Origin of the sequence: uncultured Methanobrevibacter sp., from assembly GCF_902764455.1 — an archaeon.
In the GTDB taxonomy this organism is placed as follows: domain Archaea; phylum Methanobacteriota; class Methanobacteria; order Methanobacteriales; family Methanobacteriaceae; genus Methanocatella.
Genome location: NZ_CACWVY010000010.1, coordinates 19,159 through 41,328 on the forward strand (window position 1 = coordinate 19,159; position 22,170 = coordinate 41,328).

Consider the following 22,170-nt stretch of genomic DNA (forward strand, 5'->3'; position numbering starts at 1 on the left):
TAATGTATTTTGAAATTGAAAAACAAGCTATTGACGCTATTAACAAGGCATTAGATAAATATGATGAAGAAATTGACAGGAATTTTAGATTAGATTTCCCACCAAACCCTGAATTGGGGGATTTGGCAAGTACCATAGCTTTTGCTTTAACTAAAAAATTAAAAACTTCTCCTCCGGAAGTTGCAAAGGATTTAGTTGACAAAATAGAAGTTCCTGAAATTTTCTCCAAAGTCCAGAACTTTGGTCCTTATGTAAATTTCTTCATTGACTATTCAAAATTCTCTAAATTGTTATTGGAAAAAGTTGATGAAAATTATGGTCAGCTTCCAGCTTATGATGAAAAAATTGTATTGGAACATACTTCAGCAAATCCTAATGGTCCTCTTCACATAGGACACATCAGGAACTCAATTTTTGGAGATTCACTTACAAGACTATTAAGATTAGCAGGAAGAGATGTCATAACTCAATATTATGTTAATGATATGGGAAGACAGATTGCTATTATCGTATGCGGTATAACTGAATGCGGCCTGAAAATTGAAGACTACGAAGGCGATAAGATTGACCATAAAATCGGAAAACTCTACTTCGATGCAAATAAGGCCGTTGAAGAAGATGAAACATTGAATGCTAAAGTGGATGAATTAATCCAAAAATATGAGGAAGGTTCTGATGAAGAATTAAATAAAGTCTTTGAAGACGTTGTGTCCAAATGTATTTCAGGAATGAAAGAATCACTTTTAAGAATGAATATTGTGCACGATGACTTTGTCTGGGAAGGTCAGTTTGTCAGAAACGGTGAAGTCGATGAACTTGTACATTTCATCCAAAGAGAAGGTTTCACCCGTGAAAATGATGTATTATACATTGATTTGACTGACTTTAACATTGAAAAAGAGTTTGTTTTACGCCGTTCCAATGGAACATCACTTTATTCCACTCGTGATTTGGCTTATCATAAATACAAAGCTACTTTAGGCGATACTGTTCTTGATATTTTAGGTTCAGACCATAAATTGGCTGCAAAACAAATCAAAATTATTTTTGAAGAAATCTTAAGACAGGAAGCTCCTGAAGTAATCTTTTATGAATTCATTACACTTCCTGAAGGTTCAATGTCAACCAGAAAAGGAAAATTTGTATCTGTTGATGAATTGATAGATGAAGCAGTTTTAAGGGCACATGATGAAATCAAATCAAGAAATCCTGATTTGTCTGAAGAAGAAATTGCACCAATGGCTGAAGAAATTGGTGTGGGTGCTATAAGATTCTTCATTGCAAAATTATCTCCTGAAAAACACTTGACATTCAAATGGGATGAAGCTTTAAGCTTTGAGAGAGGCTGTGCTTCAATTCAATATGCACATGCAAGAGCATGCAAATTACTTGAAAAATCAGGTAAAGACATTGCCAGTCTGAAAGTTGCTGATGACTGGATTCCTAATGATGCAGAACAGGATTTAATCAGACAAATAGCTAAATTCCCACAGGTAGTTGAGGATTGTGCCAACAAGAAAAGAGTTCACAATATCACACAGTACTGTCAAGATTTAGCCGGTTCATTCAACAAGTTCTACAAATCAGAACAAGTAATCGGATCTGAAATAGAAGATACAAGATTAATTTTAGTTGACAGGGCTAAAACTACTATAAAAAATGCTTTAGATATTTTAGGTGTCTCTGCACCTCAAAAAATGTAGATGAGTATAACTCATCTTTTTATTTCTTTTTTTAAATTCTAATTTTTCTGCAAATATATTAATATTCAACTGTATTAACACAAAAAATTAAAAAAAATAAAGATTTAATCCACATAGTGGATGTAGTCTTCTTTTCTTGGTAATGGTTCAGGTGCTTCCATATCCGGATATCCTAAAACAACGTGGCCGATTCCTTCATAACTTTCAGGAATTCCACATTCTTTCAGCAATCCTTTTCCTTTCTCGGATGCAAATTCCTCACGTGCTCTGTGAATCCAGCAGCTGCCAACACCGATTGCATGAGCTGCATTAACTAAAACAGTCAAAACGCTTGAGCCGTCTTCAACATATGTTGGAATTTCACTGTCTGCAAGAACAATCAGCAGTGTTTTTGCACCATAGAACGGATCCATATCTTCAGGCATTTCCATTGGGAAATAACTTCTGTTCCATTCTGAAAACTCCTTGATGGTTTCAGGATTTTGAATAACTACAATTTTAGGAGATTGAAGGCCTCTTGCAGTTGGGGCATATGTTCCTGTTTCTAGAATTATTTTTAACTCTTCGTCGGTTATCTGTTCGTCTTTAAATTTACGTATGCTTCTTCTTGTTTTTAAATCTTCTATTGTTTTGTTCATATTAAATCCTCGCAGATTTTTAATTATTGTCTTTTACGGTAAAGCTGAAAGCAGATGTTGGAATGAGCTATCAAACTTCATTTTTCTGATTTTTTATTAATTTATTGATGTAGAGTTCAATACATGCATAACATATTAGAGAACCGATTCCGCCGCCTAAAAGCATTCCGCAGTAAATTCCGAATTCGCCCATATTGAATGTAAATCCTAAAAGGTATGCAAAAATTAACACAAGTATGAATTCTCTGAATGCTGTTAGGAAAAATGATATTGTTCCTTTTCCAACACCCTGGAACACATTTCCCGCACTTGCTCCAAAAGGAACGTATAATATGAATAAGCACATTATCTGCAGGAAATTAGCAATTAATGGGGCCAGTTGTGAACTGGACTCGGAATATGAAAATGCAAGTGCAATCTGATTTGAAAAGACATATAATATTATGCAAACGATTATTGAAGCTATCAGAGCTACTTTAACTGCATATCTTGCTACTATTCTTAAGTTTTCGTATTTTTTTGCTCCGAATGCAACTCCTGAAACTGAAATTGCTGCAGTTCCAACCCCTATTGCCGGAACCATTCCAATGTTAATTATTCTCCAGCCGGCTGTATAGACGGCCACTGATACCGGTCCTGACACTATTGTAAGCATGTAGTTTACAAATATTGTTAAAACTGAAAGCACTAACTGTTCTAAGCTTGCCGGAATACCTACAACTAAAATATCCTTATACATTCCAAGGTCATTGTGGAAATCTTTACGGTTATAGGAAAGGTATGTGTCCTTTTTGACAAATATCCAGTAAAGCATTACAAGTAAACTTATAAGAGGTCCCAGTACTGTTGCCAATGCTGCTCCCTTTATTCCCATTCCTAAAAGATAGATGAATATTGGGTCTAGAATCATGTTGATTATTGCAGCCAGAGCTATTGGTATTGTTGCTCTTTTGATGTCTCCCTCTGCTCTGAATGCTCCTCCTACGATTGGGGGCATTAAAAGTCCAAATGTTCCAACAAATATGATAAATCCATAGTCCATTGCATAGTTAATTACACTGCTTGCACCCATCATAATGAGCATAGGCTTCATAAATGCCAGAAAGATTGCTGAGACGACTAATGAAAATATTAAGCTTAAAATGAGGTTGTGGATTGCGGCATTATTTGCTGAGGCCTTATCTTCTGCACCGATGTATCGTGAAATTAGGGAGTTGCCTCCTGCTCCTATTCCATTTCCAAATCCGACTAAAATCATAAAAAGTGGAGTAATGTATCCCAGAGCGGCCAAAGGGTCTGCACCTAGTCCTGCTACCCAAATACTGTCAATGATATTATTTACTAAAATTAAAAACATACTTCCAATGATTGGAAATGACAGTTTGTTGATGGCTTTTTTAGGATCTCCTGTTATCATTTCAATATTTTCAGTTTTTCCCATATTATGCCTCTCTTGTATAAATTCAAGTGTTAATATAATGTTTTTGAAAAATCAGTTAAAAAAATAAAAAATAGGATTAATTGAATATCAATTAATCATTCTAAATTGCCGTCAACTACATTTGGCTGGTTATTTTTAATGTAATCGTAACTCAAACCGTCATTTTGTCCGCCAACTATTACTCCATCCGAATCGTAATTGACATTTAATTCGCTGTCATAACTTAAACCTGAAGAAGATGAAGATGAGGATGCGGATGATGATGAATCACTTGCTGTATTGGAGCCTGAATTTTGATAACTGGCAGTATTATTAGCGTTTTGTGATGTGCCCTCAATAAGGTTAATTGTTTTGTCAGCTGAACAGCTGTTATATTTGTCGTCCCCGTTAAAACTTACAGTTATGTTGTATTGGCCTGCAGTTTCATTTTTCACAACCAAACTGCCTCTTCCTTGACTGTCTGTTTTAATTGTGTATTTTTCGGTTCCGTGAGGACTTTCAAATTTGATGCTGACATCTTTACCTGATAACGCTTTGCCTTGTGCATCTGTAAGTTCAAAATTCACTGAATCTCCACTTTTTATGGTATTATTTCCTAAAAACTTAATTTGAGTATCAGATTTGACATTATTATGGGAAAATACCATTAATCCGCCAAGTATAATTAAAACAATAATTATAAGTGCTATGAGAATATTCTTATTCATAAAATCACCAATGCTTTTTACTTTATACGAAATAGTATATAAATTTCTATACTTATACAAATTTCTATATAATTTTAAATATTTCTAGGTACATATTATTTAATAAGGTGAATTTATTATGAAGGTTTTAGTTGTTGGAACTGGTGCCCGTGAACATGCTATTGCTGATGGTTTAAAGGATGATGTTGAATTATACTGTTATATGAGTAAAATCAATCCGGGAATGTCTAAAATAGCTGATTTTAAGCAAGGTGATGAAGGGGAAGTTGAAAAAGTTGCAGAATATGCTGTTGAAAATGATATTGACATAGCATTTATTGGTCCTGAAGCTCCTCTTGGAAAAGGAATCGTAGATGAACTTCAAAAAAATGGAATAAAATGTGTTGGACCAACCCAAAGTGCAGCAAGAATTGAAACTGACAAATCCTTTATGAGAAAACTCTTTGAAGACTATGAAATTGAAGGGTCACTTGTTTATAAGGTATTTGATAACTCTGAAGATGTTTCTAAATTTTTAGATGAATTTGACAGGGATGTTGTAGTAAAACCTGTTGGATTGACAGGAGGAAAAGGAGTTAAAATCGTCGGTGACCATTTAAAAGATAATGAAGAAGCAAAAGAATACTCCTGTGAAGTAATTGATAATGAAATGGGAGGATTTGCTCAAGTTATCATCGAAGAAAGATTAATTGGTGAAGAATTTACCATCCAGGCATTTTGTGACGGTGAACACTTGGCACCTATGCCTGCAGCTCAAGACCATCCTCATGCTTTTGAAGGTGATGTTGGTGCAATTACTGGTGGAATGGGTTCTTACTCTGATGTTGGAGGATTATTACCATTTTTAAGCCAAGATGATTATGATAAAGCTGTAGAAATCATGCAAGAAACTATTAAAGCTATTGCCGAAGAAGCAGAACCATACAAAGGAATTTTATATGGTCAGTTCATGCTGACAGCTGACGGACCTAAACTCATTGAATACAATGCAAGATTCGGAGATCCTGAAGCAATGAATGTTTTACCTCTGCTTAAAACTCCGTTGGTTGATGTGTGCCAAGCTATTGTTGACGGTAACTTAGATAAAGTGGAATTTGAAGACAAAGCAAGCGTATGTAAATATATTGTACCAGACGGATATCCTGAAACAGAATATGCCGGAGAACTCATTGAAGTGGATGAAGAAGCTATTGAAGATATGGGTGCAAAAGTATTTTATGCTGCTGTAAGCAAAGAAGACGATGGAATTCACCTGTCCGGTTCAAGGGCATTAGGTATTGTAGCCAGCGGTGAATCTATCGAAGATGCTGAAAAAATAGCTGAAAAAGCATGTGAGTTTGTTAAAGGTAATGTTTACCACAGAAGAGATGTCGGTACAACTGAACTTGTTAACAAACGTGTAGAACATATGAAAGAAATTTTAAACTAACTTTCTTTTATTCTTTTTTTTATCCGGTGATTTAAATTAAAAAGCATGTTCTGAAGATATTGATGAATTAAAAAGAAATATTAATGAAAAAATTGAAAATATTAAAGAAAATACTGATGATGAAAAAACTCTTAAAGAGTTGGATGATATTACTTCTTTTCTTGATGACGATTCAAAAATTCGAAATGGGAAAAAAGCCGGAAAATATAATAAATTAAGCTTTTTTGACAGATTCAAAAGGAGTCTGGAAAGCGATATTGACATTGATCCTGGTCGGTTAATGGGTTTGACTGATGGTATTTTTGGAATGGTAATGACATTGCTTGTATTTGGTATCGGTCTTCCGGAATTTCTAATTACCGATTATTCTGATTTTATTTCTTATATCTTCTCATTAAGACCAACTATTGGCCTTACAATAGTAAGTTTTGTTTTAATCAGTTCATTTTGGATTTATCACCATGAATTTATAAAAATCAAAAAATTAAATATTCCATATCTGTGGATTAACATATTGTTTTTGATTAGTATTTCATTCATCCCCTTTACAACTTCATTAATTGGTAAGTATCATTATTTCTTCCTATCCGAAGTATTATTTGGTTTGAATATATTTTTAACAATTGTATTCTTTTTGTTAATGTATTATTATGCATATCAACGAGATTTTCTTAAAAACATGCCATCTCATGATGAAAGACATTATATTTATCATACCTTTTACATATTAATGGGTTTTACAGTCATGGTAAATCTCCTGGACTTTAATGTATCAGGTAATTTCGTATATTTGTTTTTACTGATGCCTGTGATTTCAACAATCAGAGATATAAGATATAAAATGAAATTATAGAAACATTTAATATATATCTTTTACAAATATGATTTTTTATACTGTTTAATGGGGATTATAATGGATAGTTTATTGTCAATTACAGACATCAAAGATGATGTAAAATACATTTTAGATTTGGCTAGCAAAATAAAAGCGGGGGAAATTGAAGACAAACCTCTAAAAGGTAAAACATTAGCAATGATATTCCAAAAGTCATCAACAAGAACCAGAGTTTCATTTGATGTTGGAATGTATCAGTTAGGCGGAAGAGCAATCTTTTTATCTTCCAATGATTTGCAGATGGGTAGGGGAGAACCAATTTCAGATACCGCAAAGGTTTTAAGCCGGTTCGTTGATGGAATAATGATTCGTGCAATAAAACATTCAGATGTTGAAGAGCTGGCTAAACATTCTGATGTTCCTGTTATTAATGGTTTGACTGATTATGAACATCCTTGTCAGGCACTGGCTGACGTGCTGACAATCAAAGAACATTTAGGTGATTGGGAAGGTAAAAAAATCTGTTTTGTCGGTGATGGAAATAATGTATCCAATTCCCTTTTATTAATAGCTCCATTACTTGGTATGGACATGTCTCTTGCATGTCCTAAAGGATATGAACCTTCAGAAAAAATAGTAAAAACAGCTAAAGAATATGCAGAAGAAAACAATACCGAAATTATCATTACTGATGATATAGGTGTTGCATTAGAGAATGTCGATGCAGTATTTACAGATGTTTGGGTAAGTATGGGTGATGAAAAAGAAACTGCCCAAAGAAAAACTGATTTTGCACCATTCCAGGTTAATCAAGACTTAATGAGCTTGGCAAATGACGGAGCTATATTTCTGCACTGTTTACCTGCTGTAAGGGGTCAGGAAGTTACAGCAGATGTAATTGACGGACCTCAATCTGTAGTTTATGATGAGGCCGAAAACAGAATGCACGCCCAAAAAGCTGTTTTATATTATTATATGAAAGATTAGAATCTGCTGAATAATGCAGATATGATAAATATTACAATTATACCTAAACAACAGCATATAATCCAGCTATTGCCATCACTTTTTGATGAAGTAGTGGTTGTTGTAGTCTGCTGTCTGTTCTGATAGTTATTCTGCTGGTAATTTGTTGGAGTTTCAATCACTTCTACTTTTTTTGCAACTTCTTCTTCTTTTAAGGGTGCTCCACAATTTCTACAAAATTTAGCTTCGTCCGGGTTGTCTTCACCACATTTGTAACAAAACATTTAAAATCCCTCTGATTATGATTCTTAAAAATATTATTAATCCAATTCCACCAATAAAACCTGTGATGAAACGCAGTGTATTTGTACTTTCTCTAGGTCCGAAATATTGTGTTAAACCATCAATTGCCACTGGAGTCATTAGAATCATTGATATTATCAATGTGTTAATGTCATAATTGTGAATATAAAACCGATTCCAAACTAAAAATACAATTAAACCAGTATAAAAGCCGGTACATCTCGCACAGACTGGAAACTGATGACCTTTAATAAAAAAACTTCTTTCAGGTATTCTGTGACAAATTAATTTTGGCAGTTCCATATTATCAACACAAGTTTTCTACATTAATTATTTTTCAATAATTATATATATTTTTGTATTCATATGTAATTGTATAATATATAAAAAGGTTTTAATATGAGAGGCGGAGAAGCGATAATTGAATCCCTTAAAAATATGGGAGTAAATACAATATTTGGTTATCCTGGTGGACAGACCATACCATTCTATGACATGTTATATGATATGGATATGGATCATATATTAGTTAGACACGAACAATGCGCAGCTCATGCAGCAGACGGTTATGCAAGAGCTTCAGGCAAAGTTGGTGTGTGTTTGGCTACTTCAGGTCCTGGTGCAACTAACCTTGTAACAGGTATTGCAACAGCTTATATGGATTCTTCTCCAATTATTGCTATTACTGGACAAGTTCCCACTCATTTAATTGGAAATGATGCTTTTCAGGAAGCAGATATAGTTGGAATTACAATGCCAATTGTTAAGCATAGTTATCAGCCAAAAAACCCAGATTTAATACCTTCCATGATTAAATCCAGTTTCGAAATAGCTGCAAGTGGAAGGCCAGGTCCGGTTTTGATTGATGTTCCAAAAGAAGTTCAGGAAGGAGAATTGTCAGAATTTGTAGATACATTAATAGATACACCTGGTTACAATCCGACCACTAAAGGAAATATCAGACAAATTAAAAAAGCACGTGATTTAATTAAAGAGTCAAAAAGGCCATTAATCCTTGCTGGTGCAGGTGTAATTATATCCAATGCATGCGATGAATTAACTCAACTTGCAAATACCATTAACGCTCCGGTAATGACTTCACTTTTAGGTAAGGGTGCATTTGATGAAACTGATGATTTGGCATTAGGAATGCTTGGTATGCATGGAAGAAAAGTATCCAATGATTCAATTAATGAGGCCGATTTATTAATAGCTATTGGTATAAGATTTTCAGATAGGACTACCGGTAGATTAGATAGTTTTGCTCCTGATACAAAAATTATTCACATTGATATTGATCCTGCCGAAATTGGCAAAAATGTTGAAGTTGATTTGCCGATTGTAGGTGATGCTAAAAATATTCTATCTTCATTAAATAAAGTTTTAAAAGAATATAAAGTGTCTGATGATGTTAACAAATGGACAGATATGATTAAACAAAGAAAACTGGATTTACTTCCAAGAGTTACATATGATGATGTTCCATTAAAGCCACAAACTGTTATAAAAGAAATTTCAGAAGTATTGACTCCTGAATCTATTTTAACAACTGATGTAGGTCAAAACCAGATGTGGGCGGCTCATTTCTATGACACCCAAAGACCTCGTAAATTCATTTCATCAGGAGGTCTTGGAACAATGGGATTCGGATTCCCGTCAGCTATTGGAGCAAAAGTGGCTTGTCCTGATGATCCGGTTGTATCCATCAACGGTGATGGAGGATTTTTAATGGTTTGCCAGGAACTGGCTACAGTCCGTGAATATGATATACCGGTTATTGCAGTTGTTTTAGAAAACAGAACTTTAGGAATGGTATATCAATGGCAAAGCTTATTGTATAATAAAAGACATTCACAGACTTTATTGGGCAATAGTCCGGACTTTGTTAAGTTAGCTGAAAGTTTTGGTGTTAATGGAGTTAGAATTACAAAACCTGGTGAAACTAAAGAAGCTTTAAGCAGTGCAATTAAGGATAATGAACCAATTTTATTGGATGTTGTAATCGATTCACAAGAAGCTCTACCTATGCTCCCTCCGGGAGCCGGAATAAACGAGATGATTGGTGAGTATAAACTTGAAAAGGATGTGATTTAAATGCCATTAGGGTATCATATTATTTCCACATTAGTTGAGGATAAACCAGGGGTTTTACAAAAAGTAGCTGGAATGTTTAATAGAAGAGGTTTCAACATTGACAGCATAACCGTTGGAAATTCTGAAGTAGAAGGATTATCTCGTATGGTAATTACAGTCCATGCGGATGAAAATGGATTGGAACAAGTTACAAAACAATTAAATAAATTAATTGATGTTATCAAGATTAAAGATATTACTAAAAATGCTGTTAAAAGGGAATTATGCCTTGTTAAAGTTTATGTCCCTGATGCTCAGGCAAAAGCAGAGATCATGCAATACTCAAATATTTTCAGAGCACATATATTGGACGTTTCAGAAGAAACACTAATGGTTGAGCTAACTGGGGATAAAGAGAAAGTTAATGCATTTATATCTTTAGTAGAACCTTTTGGAATTAAAAAAATTGCTCGTACTGGTCTTACAGCAATGTCAAGGGGAGTATAAAAAATGACTATATTAGAAAACGTATTAGAAGATAATAAAAAGTTTGTTGAAAATTTTGAAGGCAAAGAAATGTCTCACCACGCACAAAAGAAGTTAGCTATCCTAACCTGTATGGACTGCAGATTAATCGACTTTTTCGAACCTGCATTAGGTCTTGAAAGAGGGGATGCAAAAATCGTTAGAAACGCAGGTAACTCTATTGTCGGTGAAGATGCAATCAGATCTATAGGTGCAGCTCTTTACAATTTAGGTTGTGAAGAAGTATTAGTTGTAGGTCACACTGAATGTGGTATGGCTGGTGCAGATGCTGATGCTTTAAAAGAAAAAATGCTCGCTCGTGGCATTGCAGAAGAAGATATTGCAAAATATGATTTGGCTGAATGGATTGGTGGATTTGAAGACGAAGAAGAAAACGTCAAAGATGTTGTAGAAAAAATCAAAAACCACCCATTAATCCCAGATGTACCAGTACACGGTCTTATAATCGATATTGTAACTGGTGAGTTAAAAGTTTTAGTAGATGGTTACTAATCATCTATTTTCTTATTTTTTTTTACATTAACGATTTAAGTTAATGTAAACATTCAGTAGTTTACATTAACATTGCTATTTTTGGATTGTAATCATGCTTTTTGCTGAAATCAGATAATTGCTGTTTTTGGATGAAATTACAACATTATGTTTTCCTGTTTTTAATTTATTGGTGTTTATTTTAGCTATTCCTTTCTTGTTTGTTTTAACAGTATAGGTTTTATATTTTTTTCCACTATAAACTTTAATTTTAACTTTAACATTTGAAATAATCTTTTTGGTTGCTTTATTTTTCAAAGTGATTTTAAAGTATTGTGATTTTTTAAACTTGTTTGTTACTTTTGGGGCTTTAACGATTGTTTTTGCTTTTGCTATTTTTATGGTCAGTGTCTTTTTGATTTTGGTGTTTAACAGTCTAACTTCTATTTTATGTTTGCCTGCTGTAAGAGTATTCGGCAGTTTAAATGTAGTTTTTCCCTTAAAGTTGGTTTTTGAGTAATATGTTTTTGTTTTACCGTTTGTGTATATTTTATAAGCAAATTTAATGTCTTTTAAATTGGAACTGATTTTTGAAACAGTTTTTATTTCCAGACGGGCATTAATTTTTGAATATACATTTTTGTTGAAATTAACTTTGTTTATCTTAATATCGGATATTGTTGGTTTAACTGTCAGATTCAGTATTATTCCATAGTCAGTATTATGATATCCGATTGTTCGGGTCATATAATAGATTTTTAGACTAACATTGCCAAGCATGTTGAGATTATATTTAGCAATTCCGTTTTTGTCTGTTTTAACTGAAGGTACAGGGTACTGATATTCATCATTTAAATTCTCTATAAATATCTCTTGGCCTATAACAGGTTCTCCCATATAATTTTCAAGCTTAATTATCAATATATCATTGAAATAATAGATACTTGTTTTATTAATTATTATTTTATGAGTGGTGTCTTTATTAATATCTTCTGAGTTTATCAGATATTTTCCGGTGCTGTTTACAAAGTATAATTCATCACAGACATAATTGGTTTTTACCTGACATTCCACTTTCTTTGCTGTGCGGGTTCCGTCCTCATCAAATGTATGCTCTTCGTTGTAATTTCTGGTTTTTATGGTGTCCTCGATATTTCCGTCATTGGCAAATGTGGAATTTGTAATATTTGCATCTGCAAAGAAAAATTCGATTGAGGATTTATTGAAAAGTGAATTATTTATTGACACATCTGAATATTCTGTGTAAAGTGTGGAATTATTTACAATTGAATCTTTGATTTTTAAGCTTCCTTTTCTAGATCCGAAAGTTATTGAACCGTCCATTGTGCAATTGCTTAAAAGAACATTGTCCATTATTATTTTACATCCGTCGGAAAAATAACCTGCTGTGAAATAAAGTTGGGGATTGGTTAAATTTGAGTTGTAAAGTGATATTTTTGAGTAGCTTGCTTCGATTTTTTGATTGTTGAAGTTGCTTTTGGAAATGTTGTAAATGCTTGAACTGCTTAAAATATTTGAATCATTAAAGTTTGAATTATCTATAGTGATATTATAACGGTATAATGTGATATTTGATTTGCATAAATTTGAATTTTTTATATCTAAGCTATTTGTAATGCGGAACTGGTCTCCTCCAATAATTTCGATATAGTTTGGAGTATTTTCTCTTTTGAATGTGATTAGTGATTCATATAAGTTACAGCTAATAATTTTTGAATAATCTTTGTATATGTCACCATATCCATAAAAGAGTACTATTTCAATTTCAGATTTATTAAAAATGGAATTTTTAAATGTATTCTGATATTCATAACTTGTAAATGTCGAATTTATGAATTTGCAGTTCTCAAAAGTCATTTCATGCCAGGTGGTGATTTTCACATCTTTAAATGTAATATTTTTAAATGTAACATTTTTTCCCAGATATTTGAAGCTATATCCCTCACGTAAATAGCTTATTATAGGTTTGCCGTCATTAATTTTGCTTTTTGTCTGATTGACATCTAAAATTAATGATGTGCCCTTTCCATCAATGATTGTTTTATCCACAACGCCTTCAACAGTAACAGATTTGTTTAAGACAATACTGGTTTTATCTCCGCTGAGATAATATGTTTTTTCATCAAGAGTTACAATTCCATTGTCTTCACAATCATCTATCAAATCTTTAATATTCTGATTGTCTTCGCTATATATTGTATTATTTTCATGAGCAGAGACTATTCCGGCGCATAAAAATAAAATAAACAATAATATTGCTAATTTTAAAAATTTCTTTTTAATAATATCACCTTTAATTTATATATGGTGTATTGATTTAAACATTTTTTGTAAGTTACTTTTATTAATATTAAAAGTCAAATCTATTAAATGATATTTTATTAGATATCTTGATTTTTATCAAAATTTAAAAGAGATGATTTTAAATGAAAATGTATTACGACGATGATGTAAATACAGATGCTCTTGAAGGAAAAACCATTGCTGTAATCGGTTATGGTTCTCAAGGAAGAGCACAATCTAGAAATATGGCTGATAGTGGAGCTAACGTTATTGTTGGTTTAAGAGAAAATGGTAGCTCATGGAATTTAGCTAAAGAAGACGGTATGACTGTAAAAACTATTGAAGATGCATCAAAAGAAGCTGATATAATTCATATTTTACTGCCTGATGAAATTCAGGAAAAAGTATACAATAATCAGATTGCTGAATATGTTGAAGCCGGAAATACTATTTCATTCTCTCACGGTTATAACATCCACTTTGAACTAATCAAACCTGGTGAAGATGTAAACGTTGTAATGTTTGCACCTAAAGGACCTGGATCCATGGTAAGAAGAACTTACGAAGAAGGATTCGGTATTCCTGGTTTAGTAGCAGTTCAACAAGATGCAACCGGTGATGCTTTACAACTTGCATTAGGTATGGCAAAAGCATGTGGTTTAACCAAAGCTGGTGTTTTAGAAACTACTTTCAAAGAAGAAACTGAAACTGACTTGTTCGGTGAACAAACAGTTTTATGTGGAGGTATCACTGAATTAATCAATGCAGGATTTACTACTTTGGTTGAAGCAGGTTACCAACCTGAAATCGCTTACTTTGAAACCTGTCACGAAGTAAAACTTATTGTAGATTTAATCTATGAAAAAGGTTTCGCTGGAATGTGGCATGATGTAAGTAACACTGCAGAATATGGTGGATTAACCAGAGGAAAAAGAATCATCGGTGATGAAGCTAAAGATGCTATGAAAGCAACTTTAAAAGAAATCCAAGATGGAACCTTCAAAAAACAATGGGCTGAAGAAAACGCTACCGACGGAGCTAACTTAAAAGAAATGAGAGCAGCTGAAGAACAATTAGATATTGAAATTGTCGGTGAAAGACTTAGAAAAGCCTGTGGATTACAAAAAGACGATTAAACGTCTTTTCTTTTTTTCTTTTTTTGTGATAATAATGGTATTTATTGGAATGGACCATGGAACTACCGGAATCTCTTTTTGCATAATGTCTGACGAAGGAGATGTTGTCGATGTTTTCAAGATAGGAAGAGAGGAAAGTAAAAACGGTTTGGTTTCAGCAACTGACGAATTGGCTAAACGTGTCGATTTTGATTCTGTAAAATTAATGGCAATCACTTATGCAATGGGTGACGGCATTAATAAGATTTTACCGACTGATAAAGTTAAGGACAGAGGAATTTTATCCATTAACGGCGCCGGTAAAGTTACAGGAGGAGGAACTTCAGTATTTTCAGAACTTCAGGAATTAAATTTAAATTCAATAATGATTCCAGGTCTCCATAAAGATTCTACTTCTTTAAATGAATTATTCAGAGCGGCTTATTCCCATCAGGCAAGTCCCGAAAAGGTCAGCATATCATATAATGCTATTTTGGAAACCGGCTGGTCAAATTTTATCGTAGCTGACATTTCCTCAAACAGTGTGGATATACTTATTGAGGATGGTAAAATTAAGGGAGCAATGGATGCCTGTGTAGGCGCTATGGGTGTTGTTCACGGACCTATTGATTTAGAAATGATTAGAGATATTGATGAAAACGGTGCTTCTGCAAATGAATGCTTTTCACATGCAGGTGCTATAAAAATAGCCGGCATTGACGGTAAAGTAGCTAATATGAAAGATCAGCTTTTAAAAAATTACCAAGCTGGTGATGAAAAAGCTAAATTGGCTATTGATACATTAATAATGACTGTTGCTATGGAAATTGCCGGATTGGATCTTGTATGTGAAAATGATATAGAAGGTATTGTTTTAACAGGTTCTATTGGCAGTGCAACAGAACCGTTTAACTTTGAAAATGAAATCAATAAATATTTCAAAAATAAATATGACTTGAAGGTCATTTCTAAAGATTCTGGAGCTATTGGTGCAGCTCAAATAGCGATGGATGTTTATAATGGTAAAAAAGAGATTTTAGGAATTGAAGTGGAAATTTAAATTCCTATTTTTTATCTTCTTTTAAGCTGACGAATACTACATTTCCGCCTTTTATTGTTTCTAAACCTTTTTCATTTTCAAGGACGATATTTAAATAGTTATCAATTGCAATAACTTTTCCTTCGCTTTGATTATTATCTCTTAAATCGACACTAACATACTTATTTTTAAATTGTGCAAAAAGTTTGTTTACATTATCTTTTTCAAAACTCATTTTTTCAAATCCTTGAATTATTATATATTTAATATTGATGTTCCAACTTTATATAGTTTAAGATTAATAATATATATTATGGCAATAAATCAATTAGAAAGTAATTTAGAAGCTATTACTCGTACAATAGCTCAATTAAAAAAAGATGGATGTACTGATGAAAAAATTTTAAATCAGCTTAGAGAAGAAAGGGAAAAAATACTTAAAGACTTGAACTTATAAGCATTTTAAATTAACCATTCTTTCAATAAACTCATATCGCCAGTTAAATCGATTTTAAGTGGTGTTACTGTAGTTTTTTGGGCTTTACGTAATTCATAACCATCAGTACCTGGTGAATCTGATTCATATGGTTCACCGCCAATCCAGTAATATGGTTTCCCGCGCGGATCCATTCGTGTATCAATTACTGGTAAATACATTCTTTTTCCAAGTTTAACAACTTCAAATTCTTCATTTATAGGGTTTGCTGGAATATTCACATTCAACAAATCAATTCCGTCAGGTAAACCTTTTTTTAATATTATTTTAGCTATTTTATTAAGCATTTTTCCTGCAAAATCAAAATCGATTTCAACGGCGCCATTTTCAAATTTAACATCGTCTCTTGTTACTTCCAGGGAGATGGCTATTGTGGGAATGTTAAAACTTGCCGCTTCAAGTGCAGCACCTAAAGTTCCTGATGTTGTAAGCTCGGCCTGACCGATATTGTATCCGGTATTTATTCCGGAAATCATTATATCCGGTTTTTCATCAAGTATTTCAAACAGGCCTATGGTTACTGCATCGGTCGGTGTTCCGCTCACTCCATAGCCTTTACTGCCATCTTTTAAAGTATACTCATTTACTCTTAATGGTTCATATAATGTTAATGCATGGCCTATTCCGCTTTGTTGAGTTTCAGGAGCGACTACATAAGTGTCACACAAATCATCAACTGCTTTTTTTGCAGCCAATATTCCTGAAGCGGTTATTCCATCATCATTACATATTAATGCTTTCATATATTTAATTAGGGCAGTTTATTTTTAAATAATTTTAGGTTTTCAACCAAATATAAAAAACTTTAATAATAGTTTTAATTATAAAATATAATATTATAATATTCTATGAAAAAACACATGCGGGTGGAAACTTGGAAAAACCACAATTGATTAATTTTGTAGCAAAGGTAATGGAGGACTCTGGTTTCAAGGTTTATAAGAATTTTAAAACCTCACAGAAAGTCATAGATATTTATGCAATACTCCCAACAACAATAGGGGACTTTGGAGTAGTTGTTGCATGTAAAAATTATGACAAAGACTTTGAAATCGGGGTTGATGTTTTAAAAGAAATGGAAGATGTTCAGGAAAGTATTAAAGCGTCTAAGGTAACTATTGTGTCTTCTTCCTATTTTTCCAATCAGGCTAAAAACTATGCTTTAAGGAAAAATATCAAATTGGTTGATAGGGATAATTTGCTTGAAATGGCTAAGCGTTATCAGGACAGGACTTCCCAAACTACTTTGGATAATACTCCTTATGATGGAGGAGCTTCCGCTTATATTGATGAAGAATATCCCGAATATGAATATGATGCATCAGATGTTGAATATTTAATGCAGCGAAGAGAAGCACATCCAAACGTTTATAAAAGTTCATTATACAGACAGAATGATGAACCAAGTCACCGGGGAGGAATTTCATCTTTGTTGCATAGAAACAAATCCGGCGGAATGACTTCTGGTCAGTCCAATTTATACAACTATAATTCAATGCAAAACTCATATCGAGAACCTCTTCTCTTAAAATTATTAAATAATCCTATAGTTTTGGTTATTTTTGTTGTAGTTGCTGCCTATGTGATTGCTTACCTCTTAGGCAATATTTTACATATAGATGCAGGTTTTGTCGGAATTATTGAAATGGTCGTAGCATTACTCTTATCCTATGGTATATCATTATACACAGTAAGAAACAGTGATTTTATTGTAAAAGGATCATTTGTATTCTTCATTTCATTAATCATTTTAATTATATTAATTTTTGTTTAATTTAATATAATTAAAATTCATTATTATTAAAATTAATCCGATTAGGTACAAAAACCATATCATAATGTCTGTTGGTCCGGTTTCTATCCAAATTAATGTGTGTGTTAAAATCATTGAATAAATCCCAGCACCAACTCCTTTTTTTAATTTATGGACCAGTCCCAAGAAAACTCCCATAAATGCCATTTGTACTGTAAGGCCGATTATGCCGAAATCAAGATAAACAGGTCCGAACAATGTTGATGTTAAACAAACATCGTATGAAAGTACATACTGGCCAATAAATGTTCTCGGACTTCCTGATGAAAAAATCATGCTTAATATATGGCCATGTGTTGTTCCGCCTAACGGCAGTATTTTTTCAAAGACTTCTAAAGTAAATGCCGCTCTATAGAATATCAGTTCCAATGGATTCAGTGTCCAGTGCTGGTTTGCTATTGATTGTGAAGCAATATAACCAACGGCCATAATTCCAATTACTATTATTGCAATAAAAGCAATTCCAACTTTTCTTGAGATTTTTTTCAAATAATATAGTGTAATAAATGAGCTTGCCAAAATTCCTAGAACTGAGGTTCTGTATCCGTTTAATCCGAAAATCAGTGCTCCCAAAATTACAAAAAGAAGGTATTTTCTGTTATAGTATTTTGCAAGCAGTATGTTCATCATTATTAAAAATAGAGGATAGGCAACTCTCCAGATATTTGTAGTGGCATTCGATTTCAATACGCTATTGAAAAGAGGAATTCCGCCCATTAATATTAAATTTAGAGTTTGCAGGCCCAAAGCGATTATAACCAGAATTACCAGGAGCTTTTCAGATAAAAAATCAGTTTCTTTTGTATCTTCCACCTTAATTTTATATTTTACAATAACGGCACCGATTGCAAAGATTGCACATGCAAAGATGACTGTTAAAATAACTTCCAAATCAAGCGGATCATCAAATCTGTAGTTAAATGATCCGATATATCCCATTATGAGAAAAGCAAGGATAGCTACTACCAGTATATTTGGTTGAAAGAAATCAATTTTTTTTAAATTCATGTTATCCTCCAAGTTCCAGTGAAGAAATTGCAAGGTTTCCACCGAAGTTAGGCATTGCAGCAACATGGGTGTGGACATAACTTGCAAGTGTATTTTTTTCCATAAATCCGTCCTGCAGATTATATGAGCCTTTGCCTCTTAGTATATTGAATGCAAGGTCATGTTTTATATTATTATCATCGACAAGGACTTTTGAATAATGGAATTCATGTCCATTGAATTTTTCACCTTTTTTTGCAATAATGTTGTCCTGTGTAACTTCAGCTATTGTGTATTTTAATGCCTGTACACGATCTGTTAAAACTGCCTTGTAAGGATATACATCTACCATTTTATCTTCGTGGATAGAATTCATAAGATACATTAAACCACCACATTCGGCAAATATGGGCCTACTTTCAAGGTGGAAGTGTTTGATATCTTTAAGCATATTTTCATTTTCTGATAACTGTTTTGAAAATAGCTCAGGGTATCCTCCGCCGATATATAATCCGTCGACATCTGGCAATCCTTCATCCTTTAATGGTGAAAAGTAAACTACTTTGGCATTGTTTGCCTCCAGAGATTCAATATTTTCCTTATAATAAAAATTAAATACTTCATCAAAAGCCACACCAATCTTTACAGGCTGTTTATTTAGTTTATTCCAAATTGGAACAATGTCTGAAGTAATTTTAGGTGCACTTTTTGCAATTTCAACCAGTCTGTCCAAATCGATTGAATTTTTGATGACCTCCGCCCAGATATCGATAAATTTTAGAGAATTTTCCCTTTCTACAGCAGGAACAAGACCCAAATGCCTTTGTTCAATTGAAATGTTATCGTCTCTTATAATTCCTCCGATAACTTCTGTTTTTGTTATTTCTTCAATTGAACGTTTTGTTTTTTCATAGTGTGCTTTGTTTTTCACTTTATTTAGAATAACGCCGGCAATATTGATTTCGGGATCCAATGCCTTAAACCCTAAAACGAGTGCTGCAGCACTTTTGACAAGACTTCTTGAGTTAATTATTAGAATAACGGGAGCATTTAATGATTTTGCAACTGACGCTGTACTTCCAATATCATTAATGGAATCGATTCCTTCGTATAATCCGCGCACACCTTCAATAACGGCTATCTGCTTACCTTCCATCCCTTTAAGAAATGAATCCCTTACCTGTCCTTCTTTCATAAAAAAGGAATCCAGGTTTCTTGAAGTGTTTCCGGTTGCTAATGTATGATACGATGGGTCAATATAGTCAGGTCCAACTTTAAAAGGTTGAACATTGTATTTTTCGCTTAATGCTTTCATTATTCCTGTAGCTATTGTTGTTTTTCCAACTGCACTGCCGGTACCTGCTAAAATAATTCTCATAAATATTAATCTGAATCTTTTTATATAACAATTTTTGTATAATTAAATCATTTTATATAATATTAACAATAAAATTTAAATCATAATATATGGTGGTATAATGAGAATTTTATTAATCCATTCTGATTATTTAAATTATAATGTAAAGAATAAGACACCTGTAGCCGAAGAAATCGAGGATGCTAAAAAAGAAGGCACCTTTGATGATTCCTTAGTAGTATTTACAAGTGTTGAAAAAGATGATGAAAATAATCCAGAAGGTATTGTTAAAAATTTAGTAAGCGAAATAATTAAAACCAATGAACAAGTAAAAGCAGAAAATATTGTATTGTATCCATATGCACATTTATCTTCTTCATTAGGTTCTCCAAAAATAGCTATTCAAATTTTAAAAGATACAGAAGAAGCTTTGCTTGCTGAAAACTTATCTGTAAAAAGAGTACCTTTCGGATGGTATAAAGCATTTGAAATTTCCTGTAAAGGTCATCCATTAAGTGAACTTTCAAGAACAATCACTGCTGACGAAGAGGAAGAAAAAGTTGAAAGAAAACCTTCAACCTGGCAAATTCTTGAAGGAGATAAAATAACTCAAATTGAAGACTTTAATTTTGACAACAGAGCTTTCAAACAACTCGTTGACTATGAACTGGGTCAGGGAGCATCTGATGAAGGCGAACCTCCACACGTTAAATTAATGAGAGAAAAGGAAATTTGTGATTATGAACCTGCTTCAGATGCCGGAAATCTCAGATGGTATCCAAAAGGAAAATTAATCAGAGATTTACTTTCCGATTATGTTTATGACTTGACTGTTGAGCGTGGAGCAATGCCTGTTGAAACTCCGATTTTCTATGATTTGGACAATCAAGCAATTTATGAGCATGCTTATAAATTTGGTGAAAGACAGTACAGGACAGACACCAAAAAGAATTTAATGCTTAGATTTGCGGCCTGTTTCGGTGCATTCAGGTTAATGTCTGATTCATATTTGACATGGAAAAATTTCCCTGCCAAAATCTTTGAATTAACCAGATACAGTTTCCGTTATGAGAAAAAAGGTGAAGTAGTCGGTCTTAAAAGGTTAAGAGCATTTACCATGCCTGATTGCCACTCATTCTGTTGTGATGTACCGTCATCCTTGGATGAGTTTTCCGCTCAAACTGATATGTGTATGCAAACCGGTGTGGATTTGAATTTAGACTTTGAAGTAATTTTCAGAGCAACTCAGGACTTCTTTGATGAAAATGAAGAATGGATGTATGAAATTGCACGTAAATTCAATAAACCTATTCTTTTAGAAATATTGCCTGAAAGACACCATTACTGGGTATGTAAAATCGATTTGGCAAACATTGACGCTTTAGGTCGTCCGATTGAAAACCCGACTGTACAAATCGATGTTGAAAGTGGTAAAAGATTTGACATTACCTATTTAGGTGAAGACGGCAAACAGCACAATCCTACAATCCTGCACACTTCACCGACAGGCAGTATTGAAAGAGTTTTATGCGCAATGCTTGAAAAAACAGCTATTGAAATCAATGAGAAAGCACCAATGTTGCCTACATGGTTAAGTCCTATTCAAGCTAGAATTTTAACTGTTAGCGAAGCTCACGAAGAATTTGCAGAAGAATTGTACCAGAAAATCAATGCAGCAAATATTCGTGTAGATGTTGATGACAGGGATGAAAGTATCGGTAAAAAAATCAGAAATGCTGCTAAAGAATGGATTCCTTACATTTTCGTTGTCGGTGACAAAGAAATGGAATCCGGTAAATTCCAAGTAACCGTACGTGAAACCGGTGAAAAAGTTGACATGACTGCTGATGAATTAATAGCTGAAATTAATGAAAAATGTGAAGGAAAACCTTTCAGAAAATTACCTTTGCCTAAGGATATTTCAAAAAGGATTAACTTCCAATAATT

Annotated in this window: 22 protein-coding genes; 12 read left to right on the forward strand and 10 right to left on the reverse strand. The window is 33.2% G+C overall.

From position 1 onward, the window contains the following. The first annotated feature begins 2 nt into the window (after positions 1–2). Positions 3–1,703, forward strand: coding sequence for an arginine--tRNA ligase (gene argS, locus QZU75_RS03480; RefSeq protein ID WP_296881564.1), 1,701 nt, complete (start codon positions 3–5; stop codon positions 1,701–1,703). A gap of 104 nt (positions 1,704–1,807) precedes the next feature. Here argS and QZU75_RS03485 read toward each other — a convergent pair whose 3' ends face one another. The 3 genes from QZU75_RS03485 to QZU75_RS03495 form a co-directional block, all read right to left on the reverse strand. Next, positions 1,808–2,341: a nitroreductase gene (locus QZU75_RS03485; protein ID WP_296881565.1), complete on the reverse strand. Its 534-nt coding sequence runs from the start codon at positions 2,339–2,341 to the stop codon at positions 1,808–1,810. A gap of 70 nt (positions 2,342–2,411) precedes the next feature. Beyond that, positions 2,412–3,782 (reverse strand): MATE family efflux transporter, encoded by a 1,371-nt coding sequence (locus tag QZU75_RS03490; protein WP_296881566.1) that lies wholly within the window; start codon positions 3,780–3,782, stop codon positions 2,412–2,414. A gap of 95 nt (positions 3,783–3,877) precedes the next feature. Continuing rightward, positions 3,878–4,489 carry an Ig-like domain-containing protein gene (locus QZU75_RS03495; protein ID WP_296881567.1) on the reverse strand — a complete coding sequence of 204 codons (612 nt, stop codon included), beginning with the start codon at positions 4,487–4,489 and terminating at the stop codon, positions 3,878–3,880. Between the two features lie 118 nt (positions 4,490–4,607). Here QZU75_RS03495 and purD point away from each other — a divergent pair, with 118 nt between their 5' ends. The 3 genes from purD to argF all read left to right on the forward strand — a co-directional run bounded on the left by purD (position 4,608) and on the right by argF (position 7,740). Beyond that, on the forward strand, positions 4,608–5,918 hold the full coding sequence (gene purD / locus QZU75_RS03500) for a phosphoribosylamine--glycine ligase (protein WP_296881568.1): 1,311 nt from the start codon (positions 4,608–4,610) through the stop codon (positions 5,916–5,918). 139 nt (positions 5,919–6,057) lie between these two features. Further along, positions 6,058–6,771, forward strand: a complete 714-nt coding sequence (locus QZU75_RS03505; protein WP_296881569.1) for a TMEM175 family protein — start codon at positions 6,058–6,060, stop codon at positions 6,769–6,771. A 60-nt stretch (positions 6,772–6,831) separates the two neighbouring features. Beyond that, positions 6,832–7,740, forward strand: a complete 909-nt coding sequence (argF, locus tag QZU75_RS03510; protein WP_296881570.1) for an ornithine carbamoyltransferase — start codon at positions 6,832–6,834, stop codon at positions 7,738–7,740. Here the strand turns inward: argF and QZU75_RS03515 are convergent. Together QZU75_RS03515 and QZU75_RS03520 are read right to left on the reverse strand one after the other, a co-directional pair. Continuing rightward, positions 7,737–8,003, reverse strand: a complete 267-nt coding sequence (locus QZU75_RS03515) for a zinc ribbon domain-containing protein (protein WP_296881571.1) — start codon at positions 8,001–8,003, stop codon at positions 7,737–7,739. The two genes, argF and QZU75_RS03515, sit on opposite strands and share 4 nt — an antisense overlap. Next, a complete protein-coding gene (locus tag QZU75_RS03520) occupies positions 7,981–8,325 on the reverse strand; it encodes a DUF2085 domain-containing protein (protein WP_296881572.1) in 345 nt (114 codons plus the stop codon). The genes QZU75_RS03515 and QZU75_RS03520 overlap by 23 nt, the downstream gene beginning before the upstream one ends. Positions 8,326–8,421: 96 nt before the next feature. Here QZU75_RS03520 and QZU75_RS03525 point away from each other — a divergent pair, with 96 nt between their 5' ends. Genes QZU75_RS03525 through QZU75_RS03535 form a run of 3 tightly spaced genes read left to right on the forward strand, consistent with a single transcriptional unit; the run spans position 8,422 to position 11,133 of the window. After that, positions 8,422–10,116, forward strand: a complete 1,695-nt coding sequence (locus QZU75_RS03525) for an acetolactate synthase large subunit (RefSeq protein WP_296881573.1) — start codon at positions 8,422–8,424, stop codon at positions 10,114–10,116. Further along, positions 10,117–10,602, forward strand: coding sequence for an acetolactate synthase small subunit (gene ilvN, locus QZU75_RS03530; RefSeq protein ID WP_296881574.1), 486 nt, complete (start codon positions 10,117–10,119; stop codon positions 10,600–10,602). Between the two features lie 3 nt (positions 10,603–10,605). Continuing rightward, complete coding sequence (locus tag QZU75_RS03535) at positions 10,606–11,133, forward strand: carbonic anhydrase (protein WP_296881575.1); 528 nt, start codon at positions 10,606–10,608, stop codon at positions 11,131–11,133. Between the two features lie 75 nt (positions 11,134–11,208). Here QZU75_RS03535 and QZU75_RS03540 read toward each other — a convergent pair whose 3' ends face one another. Continuing rightward, positions 11,209–13,383, reverse strand: coding sequence for a hypothetical protein (locus QZU75_RS03540; RefSeq protein WP_296881576.1), 2,175 nt, complete (start codon positions 13,381–13,383; stop codon positions 11,209–11,211). A 176-nt stretch (positions 13,384–13,559) separates the two neighbouring features. Here QZU75_RS03540 and ilvC point away from each other — a divergent pair, with 176 nt between their 5' ends. Together ilvC and QZU75_RS03550 are read left to right on the forward strand one after the other, a co-directional pair. Continuing rightward, positions 13,560–14,552 carry a ketol-acid reductoisomerase gene (gene ilvC, locus QZU75_RS03545; RefSeq protein ID WP_296881577.1) on the forward strand — a complete coding sequence of 331 codons (993 nt, stop codon included), beginning with the start codon at positions 13,560–13,562 and terminating at the stop codon, positions 14,550–14,552. 34 nt (positions 14,553–14,586) lie between these two features. Then, the gene (locus tag QZU75_RS03550) at positions 14,587–15,591 is read left to right on the forward strand and encodes a methanogenesis marker 12 protein (RefSeq protein WP_296881578.1); all 1,005 of its coding nucleotides are present in this window, start codon (positions 14,587–14,589) and stop codon (positions 15,589–15,591) included. 4 nt (positions 15,592–15,595) lie between these two features. Here QZU75_RS03550 and QZU75_RS03555 read toward each other — a convergent pair whose 3' ends face one another. After that, a complete protein-coding gene (locus QZU75_RS03555) occupies positions 15,596–15,805 on the reverse strand; it encodes an LSM domain-containing protein (RefSeq protein WP_296881579.1) in 210 nt (69 codons plus the stop codon). A 78-nt stretch (positions 15,806–15,883) separates the two neighbouring features. Here QZU75_RS03555 and QZU75_RS03560 point away from each other — a divergent pair, with 78 nt between their 5' ends. Continuing rightward, entirely contained in the window at positions 15,884–16,027 is a 144-nt protein-coding gene (locus QZU75_RS03560) for a hypothetical protein (RefSeq protein ID WP_296881580.1), read from the forward strand. 5 nt (positions 16,028–16,032) lie between these two features. On the opposite strand, the gene surE is transcribed toward QZU75_RS03560, so the two are convergent. After that, on the reverse strand, positions 16,033–16,809 hold the full coding sequence (gene surE, locus QZU75_RS03565) for a 5'/3'-nucleotidase SurE (RefSeq protein ID WP_296881581.1): 777 nt from the start codon (positions 16,807–16,809) through the stop codon (positions 16,033–16,035). A 131-nt stretch (positions 16,810–16,940) separates the two neighbouring features. Between surE and QZU75_RS03570 the strand changes: the two genes are divergently transcribed. Continuing rightward, positions 16,941–17,840, forward strand: coding sequence for a restriction endonuclease (locus tag QZU75_RS03570; RefSeq protein WP_296881582.1), 900 nt, complete (start codon positions 16,941–16,943; stop codon positions 17,838–17,840). On the opposite strand, the gene QZU75_RS03575 is transcribed toward QZU75_RS03570, so the two are convergent. Further along, entirely contained in the window at positions 17,826–18,887 is a 1,062-nt protein-coding gene (locus QZU75_RS03575; protein ID WP_296881583.1) for an oligosaccharide repeat unit polymerase family protein, read from the reverse strand. The genes QZU75_RS03570 and QZU75_RS03575 overlap by 15 nt on opposite strands. A gap of 1 nt (position 18,888) precedes the next feature. After that, positions 18,889–20,244 carry a Ni-sirohydrochlorin a,c-diamide synthase gene (cfbB, locus tag QZU75_RS03580; protein ID WP_296881584.1) on the reverse strand — a complete coding sequence of 452 codons (1,356 nt, stop codon included), beginning with the start codon at positions 20,242–20,244 and terminating at the stop codon, positions 18,889–18,891. Positions 20,245–20,344: 100 nt separating this feature from the next. Here cfbB and QZU75_RS03585 point away from each other — a divergent pair, with 100 nt between their 5' ends. Continuing rightward, complete coding sequence (locus tag QZU75_RS03585) at positions 20,345–22,168, forward strand: threonine--tRNA ligase (RefSeq protein ID WP_296881585.1); 1,824 nt, start codon at positions 20,345–20,347, stop codon at positions 22,166–22,168. Positions 22,169–22,170: the final 2 nt, after the last annotated feature.